The sequence below is a fragment of the Saccharopolyspora oryzae genome, from assembly GCF_027853915.1.
Lineage (GTDB): Bacteria > Actinomycetota > Actinomycetes > Mycobacteriales > Pseudonocardiaceae > Saccharopolyspora > Saccharopolyspora oryzae.
The window spans coordinates 27,783-42,465 of record NZ_JAQGLA010000023.1; the positions used below are offsets into that span (position 1 = coordinate 27,783).

Below are 14,683 nucleotides of genomic sequence, written 5' to 3' on the forward strand. Positions count from 1 at the left end.
GAGTGAACGGTCCGACTGTCAAGATCGGGATGGAAATTCCTGGGCGGCGGTGTGTGTCGCAATCCTTGTTGACTATCGCGAGAAGCCGTGCATAGGCTTCGGGGCGTTGATGAGCCGCTTCGGGGGCCGCTTCCGGCACCCGCGTCGACCGGTAGTTCGCTTTTAAACGAAATCGTTGGTCGGTGCTCGCGGAACCATTGGTACTGATGGGCGACGGCGGACGAGTGTGCCCGTGACCTGGGGTTATCGTCCTCCGTTCTGGAGTTGTGTCAATTTTTGTCGGGTTTCTGGGGGTCCTTTGCCCGAAGTGGAGAAGCTTCAAGATCGTACGGTTCGGCGGTTCGGAGTGGATTAGTCCGTTCGGCCGATGGAATGGCGCGGCGCGGTGCTAGTGCGCGGGCGATGGCATTTGTCGTGACGAATGTTGAAATGCGTACTGGTAATAGTGCGAAAAGCGGTGCGCCGACAGCAGCAATGCGGATTCCAGTTCCGCGGAAGTGTCAAGGCGTGGTTTTTGCCGTTCTTGACGTTCGGGAGTCGACACGCAGACAGGCCTGGGCGACCTGGCCGGAGGAGAGACCCAGTGCGGGAACAGAACCAGCCGAGCGCTCCGGGTGCGCGCGGCGACCGAATCCTGCCCAGCTTCGCCGAGGCGGTGGAGTACGCAGACCAGCAGGTCCGCGCGATCGCGCTGGACGACCTGCGCGCCGCGGGCGTGTACCGCACGCCCCTGGAGTACTACCTCGTCGGCACCTACCCGCCGCTGAAGTTCCTGCACGACATCGATGAGCACGAGGTGTTCCGGGACGTCACCAGCTCCCAGAACGTCTACCTGCACATCCCGTTCTGCGAGCAGTACTGCACGTTCTGCCACTTCTACAAGGAGATCAACGCCGCCGACTCCTGGGTGGACCGCTACGTCGGGGCACTGCTGGACGACATCTCCGGGGTGCAGCAACGGGTTTCGGCCGAGTCGCCGGAGGGGCTGAACGCCTCGTCGATCTACTTCGGCGGCGGCACCCCCTCCTACCTGAAGGCGCCGCAGATCAACCGGTTGTTCGAGCACCTGTGGAAGAACGTCCGGACCCGCCCGGACACCGAGATCACCTTCGAGCTGCACCCCGGCGTGGTGCGCCAGCCCGACTACGAGGACCGGCTGGACGCCATCGCCGCCGGCGGGGTCAACCGCTGGGTCTTCGGCATCCAGTCGATGGACGAGGACGTGCTGACCAAGCTCAACCGCGGGCACGGCCGGGCCGAGGTGTACCGGCTGCTGGAGCTGCTGGACCAGCGCGACATCCACAACCTCAACGTCGACCTGATCTTCGGGCTGCCGCTGCAGAACCTGCGCAACTGGTACGACACGATCGTCGAGCTGATGGACGCCGGGATCGAGAAGTTCAACATCTTCCCGCTGATGTTCAAGCGGTCCGATCCGATCACCCGCCAGTACATGCGCAACCCGGAGCTGTTCCCGGATGCGGCGGACCGGCTGCGCATGCACTACATGGCCGAGTACGTCCTCGACGCGGCCGGATTCGTGCGCGGGCCGGTCTTCTACTACGCCAAGGGCAAGGTGCACTCCCAGCAGCAGCAGAACAAGTTCGACTCCATCGAGGAGGACAACCTGGTCGCGCTCGGGGTCAGCGGCTTCGGCTACATCGGCGGCACCCAGTACTACAACGTGTGCGACAACCAGCAGTACATGGACGCCATCAGCGCGGGCAAGGCGCCGGTGTGGCGGGGCCACACGCTGCCCGACGAGGAACGGGTGCGCCGCGCGATCATGTTCGGCATCCGCTCCGGCGGCGTGAACTTCGACGTGCTGCAGCAGCGCTACGGCATCGACGCGGGGGAGTTGTTCGCCCCCGAGATCGGCAGGCTGAGCGACCTCGGACTGGTCTCGGTCGAGGGCGCGCAGATGAACCTGACGGATCTGGGCTGCACCTTCGTCGACGGCATCGGCTACCTGTTCGCCAGCGAGGAGATCACCTCGTACGTGGCCGGGGCCAACGAGCTGATCGTCTCGCCCTCGCAGGACCCGGTGGACCGCTACGACTACTCGCCGATCGGCCGGCTCGACCTGCCGGGCGGGATCGCCGACCGCTACCGGGACGGGGCGCGCTCATGACCGCGGTCAGCGCCCCGCCGATCGAGAAGTGGCAGGACGTCGTCCCGTACCTGCTGGCCGTGGACCAGGGCTGGCACAACCTGGCGACCGGCATGCCGCTGGAGCTGCCCGCGATTTCCGACGCCGTGCGGGAGGCCTTCCGCGCCGCCGTGGCGGATCCGAGCTTCACCAGCCGCGTCACCCGGTACCACGGTGTGCACGGGGACCCGGAACTGCGCGAGCAGCTCGCGGGCCGCTACGCCGAGCGGTTCTCGCTGCCGGTGTCGGGTGCGAACGTGCTGATCACGCCCGGCGCGCAGGCCGCCTTCCACTACATCTCGGAGCTGATGGCCGACCGGGGCAAGAAGGTGGTGCTGTTCGGGCCGGAGTACCCCGGATACCTGACGCACCGCGACGTCGCCTACGACATGGTGCCGGCCGAGGTGGTGACCGAGGGCGACGACGAGTTCCGCTACGTCCCGCCGCGCGGTGCGCTGAGCAGCGACGTCGGTGCGGTGGTGGTCTCGCGGCCCAGCAACCCCGCAGGGAACGTGATCTCCGACGAGGCGCTGGCCGAACTGGCCCGGGAATGCGCCGAGGTCGGGGCGCTGCTGGTGGTCGACAACGCGTACGCCCCGGTGGTTCCGGGGCTGGCCTTCCGCGAGCTCGGGATGCCGTGGGCGGACAACGTGGTGCTGGTCCAGAGCTTCTCGAAGGCCGCGCTGGCCGGGGAGCGGCTGGGCTTCGTGATCGCGCCGGAACCGCTGATCGAGCTGTTCGGCGGGTTCCAGTCGCAGGTCGCCACGTTCCCGCCGCAGCTGGTGCAGCTGGCCGTGCTGATCCTGCTGCGCGACGACCGGTACCTCGAGCTGTGCCACCGCGATCTGCGCGAGAGCTACCGGCAGCGCCACCAGCTCATCCGGGAAGTCCTGGACGCGCGGTTGCAGGTGCCGTTCCGGTTGCACGCCTCCGACGGCGGGCAGTTCCGCTGGCTGCACCTGCCGGAGCTCGAGACGTCCACTTCGGAGCTGTTCCACGAGCTGAAGGACCGCGGTGTGCTCATCGCCCCGTCCGCCCCGTTCTACCTGCCGCACCTGCACGGCGAGCCGCACGCGCGCCGGTCGGTGCGCATCGGGGTGACCGCGACGCACACCGAGATCGAGCAGGGCCTCGGGATCCTCGCGGAGGTGGTCAATGCCGGACGCTGAGCGCAAGCGGGTCGTGGACCGCATCGTCGACCACCTCGACTCCGCCGGTGTGCGGCACGTCTTCGGCGTGCACGGGGCCAACGTCGAAGACCTCTACGACGCGATCTCCCACGGCTCCGGCCGGGTGACCGGGGTCGTCGGCAAGCACGAGTTCTCCGCCGGGGCGATGGCCGAGGGCTACCACCGGGCGAGCAACCGCCTGGCCGTGGTCGCGGCCACCTCCGGCGGCGGGGCGCTCAACCTCGTTCCGGCGCTCGGCGAAGCCTACGCGTCCGGGGTTCCGCTGCTCGCCCTGATCGGGCAGCCGCCGACCTCGCTGGAGGGACGCGGTGCGTTCCAGGACCAGAGCGGGCTCAACGGCTCGCTGAACGGTCCGGCGCTGTTCGCCGCGGTGTCGCGGTTCTGCGCCCGGGTGGAGAAACCGGACGAGATCGCCGACCTGCTGCCGCGCGCGATGCACGCCGCCGAGCGCGAGCGGGGGCCTGCCGTTCTGCTGATCCCGAAGGACGTCCAGCAGGCGGTGACCGAGCTGGAACCGGTGGACCTCCCGGTCGAGGAGGAGGAACCCGGCGAACTCGACCGACAGGTGCTGCGGGCGCTGGAAGCGGCTCGGAGCGGCGGGCCGACGTTGATCGTGGCCGGTTCGGGCGTGGTGCGCGTGGACGCGCGTGCGGAGCTGGCGGGCTTGGCCGAGCGCCTCGGTGCGTGGGTGGCGGTGGAACCGGACGCCAAGGACGTCTTCGACAACCACGACCCGCGGTTCGTCGGGGTGGCCGGTGCGAACGGGCATCCCAGCGTGCGGCACTGCCTGGACCGCGCGCGGACCCTCGTCCTGGTGGGTACGAGGTTCCCGCAAGTGGCTCGAGCCGGGCTCGAAGCTTCGTTGCAGGGCACGGAGATCGTCTGCTTCGACCGGCAGGCTCCCCACGTCGGGGACGAGGCGCTGCTGGAAACCGGTGAGCTGCGGGCGAGCTTGCGGTCGGCCGTCCAGCAGCTGTCCGGGGAAGCACCGGCAACACCGCCGCACGACGGGCTGGACTTCCTGCCGCACGAGCGCACCGAAGGAGACCGGATCGCGCTGCGCGAGGTCGTCGGGACGATCGCCGACGCGGTGCCGGACGACGCGGTCGTGGTCTCCGACGCGGGCAACACCGGGTGCGGCGTGCTGCACTTCCTCCCGGCGCCCGCCCGCGGCCGCTACCTGCTCGCGCTGGGCATGGGTGGCATGGGCTTCAGCTTCGGCGCCGGGATCGGCGCGGCGTTCGCCACCGGGCGGCGCACCTTCGTGCTGGCCGGCGACGGCTCGTTCTACATGCACGGCATGGAGGTGCACACCGCGGTCGAGCACGACCTGCCGGTCACCTTCGTGATCTTCAACAACAACTCGCACGCGGCCTGCAAGTCGCGCGAGGAGCTGTTCTACGACGGCGAGCACACCTACAACGCCTTCCGGGACAGCGACATCGGCGCGGGGATCGCCGCGATGTTCCCGTCCATCCGGGCGCGGACCGTCCGGACCCTCGACGAGCTGCGGGCCTTCCTGGCCGGGAGCACCACCGGTCCGTCGCTGGTGTCGGTCGAGATGCGCCCCGACGAGATGCCGCCCTACCTGCCGTTCGTGCCGACCGATGATTCGACCGAGAGGACATCGCCGAAGTGAGGGTTTCCGACGAAGAACTGGCCGAGATCCCAGGGCTGGCCCGCTGCGAGACCCGGTCCATGGCCGAGATCGTCGAGCAGGCCAAGAAGGCCACCAAGGACTCCTACCCGCACGAGGAGGTCTACGGGGACTTCTGCACCCTGCACACCTACATCGACTGCCCGCCCCGCGACGTGTTCGACTACCTGGCCGACGTGCACAGCCAGGAGGAGTACACCTTCAGCGTGCGGGGCCTGCAGCCGGTCGACGACACCGGGCTGCACGTGGGCTGGGACCGGGTGGACGAGATGACCCGGATCTTCCTGCGCATCGAGTCCAACCCGGACGCGATGACCATCGACTACCACGCCGCCTGGGACCAGGGCGAGGACCTGTGGATGATCTACCTCTTCCGCGTCCTGCCCGCCGAGCTGGTGCTCAAGAAGCCGGGGTCGGTGGTGATGATGACCAACTGCCACCACCCGTACTACGCCGAGAACCCGTACCCGGAGAAGTCGCCCGGCCCGGACCGGGTGTGGGTCGGCGAGCTGTGGCGGTACTTCAACGCCGGCCACCGCATCGAGATGGACAACACCAAGGCCATCCTCGAACACCGGCACCGCAACGGGATCCCGATCGTGCCGGGGGTCGTGCGGTGAAGCCGGTCAGCCTGATCGACGTCGCCAGCTACCAGCCGCCGGACCAGGTCGGCCGCGAGTACTTCGAGCAGTACTCGCGGCCGGACGACCCGCTGCTGCGCAACCCGATGTTCCGGGCGCCGGAGTTCCGCCGGTACGCCTCGCGGGAGCAGACCGGGGCCGACCTCATCGAGCAGGCCGCGCACGCGCTGGCGGAGCGGCACGGAACCGGCGTGCTCCGCGACGTCGACGTCCTCATCACCTACAACGCGCTCCCGGACGTGCCGTTCCTGGGCTCGGGCGCGGAGGTCGCGCGACGGCTCGGTGCGCAGCCGGAGTCCATAGTGGACCTCCACAACGGGCACTGCGTGGTGTTCCCGCACATGCTCGACCTGGCGCGCAAGGTGCTCCAGGAGCAGGGGGCCAGGACCGCGCTGCTGTGCGTGTCGCAGAACGCGGGCAAGATCTTCACCCAGCCCGGCGTGCGGACCTCGGCGCACGCGTCGGTGCCGGGCGACGGTGCGGCGGTGGCGCTGGTGGCGGCGTCGGACGAATCGCCGATCCTGGCCACGAAGGTGCAGCACCACCCGGAGTTCGCGCCGGACGTCAACATCACCCTCGCCGACGGCCGGCTGTACTGGGAACCGGGCACCGCGGAGATGGACGTCGGGTTCGACAACACCAAGGCGCAGAACGTCATCGAGCGCGGCACCAAGATCGTGCCCGAGGTGGTCCGCGAGGTGCTCGGCCGCATCGAGCACGACGTGGCCGACGTCGACCTGCTGATCACCAACCAGCCGAACCGGCTGCTGCTGCGGAACTGGTCGCGGGACCTGGGCATCGACCCGGCCAAGCACTTCGACACCTTCGACTCCTACGGGAACCTCTTCGGCGCCGGCGTGCCGGTCAGCCTCGACCACGCGCTGCGGGCCGACCGGATCGCGCCCGGATCGCTGGTGGTGCTCGCCGGATTCGCCGGAGCGGGGGAGATGTCGGCGTGCGCCGCGATCAGGTGGCAGGGCGGGAACTAGTGAGCCCTTTCCATCTTGTCCGGTCTGCGACCGCGAAGCACGAACGGCGCCGCGCGGTGAGGGTCGCATGCGCCGTCAGGCGCATAGCCCACCCTCGCAGCTGGCACCGCCGCGGGTTCTCAGCGTTCGCCTGGCGAGGACGGCCCGACTGCCGTGTATTGGCATACATAAAGTCGGGCACCCGGAGTCCAGGCGGGCGCTGAGGTTCCGCTACTTGCACCGCTACGCAAAACGAGGGTGGAAAAACCTCATGTGGAAGGGAACCGGATGAGCGGGGAGACCAAGACCTCCGTGGAGAGCACGGCGCTGGCGTTGCTGGCCGAGGTGCTCTACGTGGAGGTGAGCAAGATCGACATGTCGACCAGCTTCACCGAGCTGGGCCTGGACTCCATCCTCGCGGTGGAGTACGTCGCGATGATCAAGTCCGAGCTCGGCGTCGCCGAGACCGTCGAATCCCTCTACGAGCACGGCACGCCCGAGGCGTTCGTCAAGCACCTCGCCGCGAACGCGTAGGGGATGCCGTGCTGACCAGGGAAGAGGTCTTCGCGGTGGTGCGCGCGAACATCCTGTCGGTGCGCCCGGACATCGACCCTGCCGAGATCGGCGAGGACCGCAGCATGACCGACCTGGGCTGCGACTCGCTGGACCGGATGGACGTGGTCGTCGGATCGCTCGACGCGATGGGGCTGGAGCTGAACTCCGAGACCTTCGCCGGAGTGCACGACATCGGCGGCCTGGTCGACGTGCTGCTGGCGAACGCCAACGCGAACGAACCGTGACCGGGCCGCCTCGCCTCCTGGGGCGGGGCGGCACCCGGGTCGGAAGGAAAGCACAGATGAACTTCGGAAACGCGCATCGGGTGGGCATCGACGCGGTGGGCGCCTACTGCGGCAGCGCCTACCTGGAGACCGAGGACCTGTTCGCCGCTCGCGGTCTCGACTCGGCGCGGATCGGCAACCTGGGGTTGCGGCGCAAGAGCGTGGCCGCCCCCGGTGAGGACATCGTGGCGATGGCGGCCACCGCGGCCCGGCCGGTCGTCGACGCGCTCACCGACGCCGAACGCCGGAGCATCCGGACGCTGGTGGTGGCCACCGAGTCGCCGCTGGACCTGTCGAAGGCGGCGAGCACGCACGTGCACCGCCTGCTGGACCTGCCGCGGCAGTGCCGGTTGTTCGAGGTCAAGCAGGCCTGCCACGGCGGTGTCGCGGCCCTGCAGCTGGCGGCGTCGGTGGTGGCCGCCGAACCGGGCAGCCGGGCGCTGGTGATCGCCTCGGACACGCCGGTGCCGACCCGGGGCTCGTACATGGAGCCCGCGCAGGGCGCCGCGGCGGTGGCGGTGCTGGTCGGGGAGGAGCCCCGGATCGTCGAGCTGGAGCTGGGCACCTCCGGTTGCTACGGCTACGAGACGCCCGACTTCTTCCGCCCGGCGCCGGACGTCGACGTGATGGACACCGACCTGTCCCTGATGGCCTACCTGGACTGCCTGCTGGGCGCGTTCGCCGACCACGCCGCGCGCAAGCCGGGGGTCGACTTCGTCGAGTCCTACGACCTGCTGGCGATGCACACCCCGTTCCCGGGGATGGTCCGCGGCGCGCACCGCACCGGCGTGCGCAAGCTGTCCGACCTGGGCCGGGGTGGTGAGCAAGAGGACTTCGCACGCCGGGTGGCGCCCTCGCTGCGGTTCCCCGAGCAGGTCGGCAACATCTACTCCGGAACGACTCTGCTGGCGCTGATCAGCGCGATCGCCGCGGCGCCGACCGAGGAGCGGCTGTCGGTGGGCGTGTTCAGCTACGGATCCGGGTGCGCCTCGGAGTTCCTCGCCGGTGAAGTCGTGCCCGGTGCGCGGCAGCTGGTCGCCGGAACCGGGCTGGAGCGCGAACTCGCGGACCGCACCAGGCTGACCGTCGAGGACTACGACGCGGCCGTGGACCGGGCGCAGGCCGTCGGGTTCGGCGCCGAGCACGGCGAGGTCGACGGTGCGGAGCTGGAGAGCTGGGGAACCGGTGGGCGTCCGAGAGCGGTGCTGGCCTCGGTCGCCGACTACCGCAGGGAATACCGATGGCTCCAGTGAGCGTGGAGATCAGCGGTGCTTGCGCGCGGCTGCGGTTGTGCCGTCCGGAAGCGGGCAACGCCTTGCGCGGTGATGTGGTGGGCGAGCTGCTCGGCGGCCTTCGCATCGCGGAGCGGACACCGGGTTGCTGTGCGGTCGTCCTGACCGCAGAAGGGGACTCCTTCTGCTCCGGAATCGATCTGTCCATAGTGGAGTCTCCAGGTTCCTGGACGGCCGTGGACGGAAGGGCTTTGTGGGAACTGCTGTCCGGGCTGGCTACCAGTCCGCTGGTGACCGTCGCGGTGGTGGACGGCCGCGCGACGGGCGGCGGGGTGGGGCTGGCGAGCAGCTGCGACTTCGTGCTGGCCGGGCCGAACGCGCGCTTCCGCCTCACCGAACTGCTGATCGGCCTGGTACCGGCGCTGATCACCCCGTTCGTCTCGGCCCGGATCGGCACGCGGGAGGTGTTCCGCAGATCGGTCCTGGCTGACGAGCTCGACGCCGCCGAGGCCCACGCGCTCGGTTTGGCCGACGAAGTGGTGGAAGAACCGGAAGAGGCGCTGCGGCGGATCCTGCGCGCACTGCGGCGCATGCCGAGGCCTGAAGCAGTTGGCGATCTCAAGTCCTGCCACCGGATTCTCGATCCGCTGCCGGAGGACTACTTCGACCACGCGCACCGCATGTTCGAACGAGCGGTCACCGATCCGGGCGTGCGTTCCCGGGTGCAGCGGCTGCGCGAGGAGGGGTTGCTGTGAGCGATCTCGTGACGGTCGAGATCGACGGCCGCGTCGCGGTGGTCACCGTGGCCGATTCCCGGGGCGGCAACGCGATCTCGTCCGCCCTGGTCGAAGCCGTCCCGGCCGCGCTGGCCGAGGCGGTGTCCGACCCCGCGGTGCACGTGATCGTCGCTGCTGGCCTGCCCGCGGTGTTCGCCGCCGGTGCCAGTCGCGAGTACCTGCTGACCGACGAGCGCGCCGACGTCGAACCGTTCGTCCGGGCCTTCCCGCACTGCCCGCTGCCGGTGGTCGCGGCGATGCAGGGCCACGCCATCGGCGGCGGGCTCAGCTTCGGCCTGTACGCCGACGTGCCGGTGCTCTCCGAGCGCTCCCGCTACGCGGCGAACTTCCTGAACTACGGCCTGGTCCCGGAGTACGGCACGACCTGGCTGCTGCCGAGCCGACTCGGGCACACTCTCGGCACCGAGATGCTGCTGACCGCTCGCGGCTACGCGGGAGCTGAGCTCCGCGCCCGCTCGGCGCCGGTGAAGGTCGTGCCGCACGAGTCGGTGTTCGACACCGCGCTCGAGCTGGCGCGTGGGATGGCGCGGGCGCCGCGGTACGCGTTGGAGCTGCTCAAAGGCCAGTTCGCCGAGCAGGCGCTGGCCGCGGGCGACGCCGCGATCGAGGTCGAGGTCGGCAGGCACGAAAAGGCTTGGGGTTCCGCCGATTTCCGGCGGCTGGTCAAGCAGCGGTACGGACGAGCAGAGGAGATAGCCCGGTGACCAAGAATGCGCAGTTGGCTCCGTTGGCGATCGTGGGGATGTCCTGCCGGGTGCCGGGCGGTGACGACGTCGACGAGTTCTGGGAGACGCTGCTGGCCGGCCGTCCCGCGATGGGACCGGTCCCCGCCGAACGCCTCGTCGGCTACGACGCCGAGGTGGCCGGGGAAGGCGGGCTGACCGCCGCTCTCGTGTCCGATGTGGACACCTTCGACGCCGGGTTCTTCGACGTGGTCGGGCGGATGGCGGTGTGGATGGACCCGCAGCAGCGGCTGCTGCTGGAGACCACCTGGCGGGCGCTGGAGTCGGCGGGCATCGCGCCGAGCAGCCTGCGCGGCCAGGAGGTCGGGGTGTTCGTCGGTTCGTCCACGAGCGACTTCCGGGACGGGATGATCAGCACCGGCGTGCTGGACCGCTACTCGCTGACCGGCAGCATCGCCGCCTACCTGTCGAACCGGGTCTCGAACTTCTTCGACCTGCGCGGCCCCAGCATCACGGTCGACACCGCCTGCTCCAGCGGCCTGAGCGCGCTGGCGCTGGCTGCTTCCGGGCTGCGCGCGGGCGACTTCGACACCGCCATCGTCGGCGGCTCCAACGTCTACGCCTCGGGATGGCTCACCGGAGCGCTGGCGCACATGGGTGCGTTGTCGCCGACGGGGACGTGCCGCCCGTTCTCCGACGACGCCAACGGGTACGTGCGCGGGGAAGGCGTGCTGTGCTTCGTGGTCAAGCGGCTCGACGACGCGCTGGAGGCAGGTGACCCGGTGCTGGCGATCATCCGGGGCGCGGCGGCCAACCACGACGGCCGGGCCGGCGGACTGGTCAAGACCGACAGCGGTTCCCAAGCCCGGCTGCTGCGCCGGACGCTCGCGCAGGGCGACGTGGACCCGGCGTCGCTGGGCTACCTCGAAGCCCACGCGCCCGGGACGAAGTTGGACGTCGAGGAGCTCAACGGTCTGCGCGAACTGGTCCGCGAGCACGCAGCGGGGCCGGTGCGCTTCGCGGGACCGGGCGAGCGGTTGTGGATCGGCACTGTGAAGGCCGTCATCGGTCACCTGGAGGGCGCTGCGGGCACGGCGAGCCTGGCCAAGGCGGTGCTGGTCCTGGGCAACGGGGCGATCCCCACCGGCGCCGGGATCCTCGGCATGGACGGGGATCTGGAGATCCACGACCAGCCGGCCGAGGTGGCGCAGGGCAGCGTGCCGTGGGAACCCGGTGATGCTCCCCGGAGGCTGGGCGTCAGCTCCTTCGGCATCGGCGGGTCGAACGCCCACGTGGTGCTGGAGGAACCACCCGCCGCGGACTCGCCGGACGGCTCCTGGGGTGGGACGTCGATGGTGTTCCCGATCAGCGGTACCGATGACGACGCGCTGCGCCGGGTCGCCGCCAGGCTCGCCGAGTTCGTCGCCGGTCCGACGGCTCCGGAACCGACCGCCACCGCGTGGACGCTGCAAACCGGCCGCGACCACCTCACCGCCCGAGCGGTGGTGCGAGCGAGCACGAACGAGGAACTGCGCGCCGGGCTCGTGCTGATCGCGGAAGGCGTTGACGCACCGGAGGAAACCGATCCGCGAGTCCGGGAATGGCTGGGCGGCGGGGAGATCGACTGGTCGAAGCTGTGGCACCACCCGCCGCGCCGCCGCGTGCGACTGCCCGGCTACCCGTTCCTCCGCACGCCCTACGGGATCGCCCCGAAGACCCGCAAGGTCGCCCGGTGAGGCGCGAGGTCCTGATCACCGGCGCGAGCGTGCTCAACTCCGTCGCCGACGACCTGGACGGCTTCACCGCGGCCCTGCGCGAGGGCCGGAGCGGGGTGCGCGCGGTCGACCTGCCCGCCGAGTCCAGGGCGGGAGTCGCCGCGCAGCTCGACGGGTTCTCCGTCGCGGCCTGGACGCAGCGCCATCTGCACGACGCCCCCGACGCAGCGGCCCGGCTCCAACGCGCGACCCGCCGATCCGCCCTGCCCGGGCAGACCGCCGCGTGCGTCGCGGAAGAGGCGTTGCGTTCGGCCGGGCTCGAGGATCGGGAGAACACCGCTCTGATCGTGGCGGGCAACAACCTCGCGCTCGGCTACCACGCCGAGGCCCTGCGCGGATTCCACGACCGACCGAGCAGCCTGCGGCCCTCGCACGTCCTCACCCACCTGGACACCGACGTCGTCGGGACGGTCAGCGAAGCGACCGGCGTCGCGGGCGAGGGCTGGACAGCCGGCGCTGCCTCGGCCAGCAGCACGGTCGCCGCGATCCTCGGCGCTCGCCTGGTCGCCGCGGGCGAGGTCGACTCCTGCCTGGTGGTGGCACCGGTGGCGGAGCTGTCCGCTGCTGAGCTCCGCGCCTTCCGCGACAGCGGCGCGATGGCCGCACCGGACGAGGAGGTGGCTCCGCGGCAGCTCTGCCGCCCGTTCGATGCGCAACGACGCGGCTTCGTCCACGGCCAAGGCGCGGCAGCGATCGTGCTCGAGAGCCGCGCGCGAGTGCGCCCCCTGGCGTCGATCGCGGGCTGGGGCCAACGCCTCGACGCCCGCCGCGGCACCGATCCGAACCCGGCGGGCCAAGCCGCCGCACTGCGCGCCGCGCTCGCATCGGCCCGAGTCCGGCCGCACGAGGTCGACTACGTCAACGCCCACGGCACCGGATCGAAGGCCGGCGACACCGCGGAGGCCCACGCCCTCACCGAGGTCTTCGGCTCCGCACCCCTGGTCAACTCCACGAAACCGCTGGTGGGGCACTGCCTGACCGCAGCGGGGTTGCAGGAGCTGATCGCCACCGCGCTGCAACTGCGCGGCGGATTCGTCCACGGCAACCCGAACCTGCACGAACCCATCGATGAAGACCTGCCCCTGGTGGGTCAGGCCGCCAAGGCGGCACCGATCCGGCTGGCGGTGTCCAACAGCGTCGCCTTCAGCGGGATCAACGCCGCGATCGTCCTGCGCAGCTGAGCGCGACAACTCACGTCGAACCATGGAGGTCGAGTGACCAGCAATGCCCCGAAGGGACTCCTGCACGTGCCCGCCGACGAAGGGGAGTCGGTGTGGATCGGCGCGGACATCTACACGCTGAAGGCGACGAAGGAGAACACCGGAGGCTCCCTGAGCCTGATGGAGGTCTCGGTCCCACCCGGCGACGGCCCGCCCCCGCACATCCACGCCCACGAGGACGAAGGCATCTACGTCCTGGCCGGTGACCTGGAGTTCTTCAGCGGTGGCCAAACCTTCCAGGCGGGCCCGGGGGACTTCGTCTTCGTCCCGAGGGGAACGGTCCACAGCCTCCGCAACATCGGAGTCCACCCGGGCAAGACCCTGACGATGTACACCCCGGGCGGCATGGACCGCTACTTCGCAGGCGTCGGCGACAAGGCCGAACCAGGAGTGCCTCCGCAGCCGATGTCCGAAGAACAACTCCACCGGGCGATGACCCTGGCGCCCCAGCACGGCCTCGAAGTCCAACTGCCCCCACCAGGCGAACCCGCCTGACGACCCGGGATCGAGATCGCCGGAAATGCCGTTCCGGCAAGGGCGTTTCCGGCGAGCTCGGCGGGCGTAGCGCTTCCACTTTGGACAGTTCGATGAGGTTGCCCGTACGACGGGGTGAGCTCCCCCGCGCCGTTCGGCGTTGCGCTCGGCGCGAACCCGGGGTGCCCCGGCGAATCGGCTCCGCAGCGATACGATGGTCCGGTAGCCGCAGACGCAAGAGCCGCTGGCCCGTGATCGCTGCTCCGCATCCGGCGCCGAGGCCGGACGGGAACATCATGAGCACGGGTAGAGGGCCGAGCCTCACCGAAGTCGTCATGGAGCACGTGCGCTCCGCCGTCATCGAAGGCACGATGCGTCCGCAGGAGTGGTACAGCGTCTACCAGCTCTCCGACGAGCTCGGCGTCTCGCGTTCGCCGGTCCGCGAAGGCCTCCTGCGGTTGGAGGAGGCCGGTCTCATCCGCTTCGTGCGCAACCGCGGCTTCCAGATCATCCCCACCACGCCCGAGGACGTCGCGGAGATCTTCTCCATCCGCCTCGCCCTCGAAGTCCCGGCCGCCCATCGCGCCGCCCTGTACGCCGACGAGTCCTTCACCGCCGAGGCGGCGGAACTGCGCCGGCAGATGTGCGAGGCCGCCGAGCAGGACGAGGAGACGCGCTTCTTCGCCGTCGACCAGGAACTGCACGGCATCGTGCTCGAGGCCGGCAGCATGCGGCGCGGTCACCGGATCGTCGATCAGCTGCGGGTTTCGACCCGACTGCTCGGGGCTTCGACGGCCGGCCGGAGCCGGGAGTACTCCGACATCATCGGCGAACACGATCCGATCATCGATGCGATCCTCGCCGGCGACGGCCCTGGCGCAGCGCAGGCGATGCGGGACCACCTCGAAGCGACTGCCGTGCTGTTGGTCGGTCAAGCGCTGCGCTACGCGGAGCGGTCTGAGGACCCCCAGGAGCTCTGGACCCGGTTGAGGACCGGTTTCGACTCCTGATCCGCTCGTCCTGCGCGCTGCGGTGTCCGGATCCGCTCGGCCCGGACA

Annotated in this window: 14 protein-coding genes; all 14 read left to right on the forward strand. The window is 70.0% G+C overall.

Features of this window, described 5'->3' with window-relative positions; genetic code table 11:
- Positions 1-583: 583 nt before the first annotated feature.
- Positions 584-2,131: a coproporphyrinogen-III oxidase family protein gene (locus tag OU415_RS16605; RefSeq protein WP_270949710.1), complete on the forward strand. Its 1,548-nt coding sequence runs from the start codon at positions 584-586 to the stop codon at positions 2,129-2,131.
- Positions 2,128-3,318: a valine--pyruvate transaminase gene (locus OU415_RS16610; protein WP_270949711.1), complete on the forward strand. Its 1,191-nt coding sequence runs from the start codon at positions 2,128-2,130 to the stop codon at positions 3,316-3,318. The genes OU415_RS16605 and OU415_RS16610 overlap by 4 nt, the downstream gene beginning before the upstream one ends.
- Complete coding sequence (locus tag OU415_RS16615) at positions 3,305-4,978, forward strand: thiamine pyrophosphate-binding protein (protein ID WP_270949712.1); 1,674 nt, start codon at positions 3,305-3,307, stop codon at positions 4,976-4,978. The genes OU415_RS16610 and OU415_RS16615 overlap by 14 nt, the downstream gene beginning before the upstream one ends.
- Complete coding sequence (locus OU415_RS16620; RefSeq protein WP_270949713.1) at positions 4,975-5,616, forward strand: SRPBCC family protein; 642 nt, start codon at positions 4,975-4,977, stop codon at positions 5,614-5,616. The genes OU415_RS16615 and OU415_RS16620 overlap by 4 nt, the downstream gene beginning before the upstream one ends.
- Positions 5,613-6,626, forward strand: a complete 1,014-nt coding sequence (locus OU415_RS16625; protein ID WP_270949714.1) for a 3-oxoacyl-ACP synthase III family protein — start codon at positions 5,613-5,615, stop codon at positions 6,624-6,626. Before OU415_RS16620 ends, OU415_RS16625 begins: the two co-directional genes overlap by 4 nt.
- Positions 6,627-6,893: 267 nt before the next feature.
- Positions 6,894-7,139: an acyl carrier protein gene (locus OU415_RS16630; protein ID WP_270949715.1), complete on the forward strand. Its 246-nt coding sequence runs from the start codon at positions 6,894-6,896 to the stop codon at positions 7,137-7,139.
- An 8-nt stretch (positions 7,140-7,147) separates the two neighbouring features.
- The gene (locus OU415_RS16635; protein ID WP_270949716.1) at positions 7,148-7,405 is read left to right on the forward strand and encodes a phosphopantetheine-binding protein; all 258 of its coding nucleotides are present in this window, start codon (positions 7,148-7,150) and stop codon (positions 7,403-7,405) included.
- Positions 7,406-7,461: 56 nt separating this feature from the next.
- Entirely contained in the window at positions 7,462-8,697 is a 1,236-nt protein-coding gene (locus tag OU415_RS16640) for a hydroxymethylglutaryl-CoA synthase family protein (RefSeq protein ID WP_270949717.1), read from the forward strand.
- On the forward strand, positions 8,685-9,431 hold the full coding sequence (locus tag OU415_RS16645; protein ID WP_270949718.1) for an enoyl-CoA hydratase/isomerase family protein: 747 nt from the start codon (positions 8,685-8,687) through the stop codon (positions 9,429-9,431). The genes OU415_RS16640 and OU415_RS16645 overlap by 13 nt, the downstream gene beginning before the upstream one ends.
- The gene (locus OU415_RS16650) at positions 9,428-10,177 is read left to right on the forward strand and encodes a polyketide synthase (RefSeq protein WP_270949719.1); all 750 of its coding nucleotides are present in this window, start codon (positions 9,428-9,430) and stop codon (positions 10,175-10,177) included. The genes OU415_RS16645 and OU415_RS16650 overlap by 4 nt, the downstream gene beginning before the upstream one ends.
- On the forward strand, positions 10,174-11,892 hold the full coding sequence (locus OU415_RS16655; protein WP_270949720.1) for a polyketide synthase: 1,719 nt from the start codon (positions 10,174-10,176) through the stop codon (positions 11,890-11,892). Before OU415_RS16650 ends, OU415_RS16655 begins: the two co-directional genes overlap by 4 nt.
- Positions 11,889-13,112 carry a beta-ketoacyl synthase N-terminal-like domain-containing protein gene (locus OU415_RS16660; protein ID WP_270949721.1) on the forward strand — a complete coding sequence of 408 codons (1,224 nt, stop codon included), beginning with the start codon at positions 11,889-11,891 and terminating at the stop codon, positions 13,110-13,112. The genes OU415_RS16655 and OU415_RS16660 overlap by 4 nt, the downstream gene beginning before the upstream one ends.
- A gap of 33 nt (positions 13,113-13,145) precedes the next feature.
- Positions 13,146-13,646 carry a quercetin 2,3-dioxygenase gene (locus OU415_RS16665; RefSeq protein WP_270949722.1) on the forward strand — a complete coding sequence of 167 codons (501 nt, stop codon included), beginning with the start codon at positions 13,146-13,148 and terminating at the stop codon, positions 13,644-13,646.
- A 275-nt stretch (positions 13,647-13,921) separates the two neighbouring features.
- Complete coding sequence (locus OU415_RS16670; RefSeq protein ID WP_270949723.1) at positions 13,922-14,635, forward strand: GntR family transcriptional regulator; 714 nt, start codon at positions 13,922-13,924, stop codon at positions 14,633-14,635.
- Positions 14,636-14,683 lie beyond the last annotated feature (48 nt).

Coding starts and splice junctions, on each gene's coding strand:
- OU415_RS16645 (WP_270949718.1), top strand. CDS start 8,685: ATGGCTCCAGTGAGCGTGGAGATCAGCGGTGCTTGCGCGCGGCTGCGG.
- OU415_RS16615 (WP_270949712.1), top strand. CDS start 3,305: ATGCCGGACGCTGAGCGCAAGCGGGTCGTGGACCGCATCGTCGACCAC.
- OU415_RS16640 (WP_270949717.1), top strand. CDS start 7,462: ATGAACTTCGGAAACGCGCATCGGGTGGGCATCGACGCGGTGGGCGCC.
- OU415_RS16670 (WP_270949723.1), top strand. CDS start 13,922: ATGAGCACGGGTAGAGGGCCGAGCCTCACCGAAGTCGTCATGGAGCAC.
- OU415_RS16610 (WP_270949711.1), top strand. CDS start 2,128: ATGACCGCGGTCAGCGCCCCGCCGATCGAGAAGTGGCAGGACGTCGTC.
- OU415_RS16630 (WP_270949715.1), top strand. CDS start 6,894: ATGAGCGGGGAGACCAAGACCTCCGTGGAGAGCACGGCGCTGGCGTTG.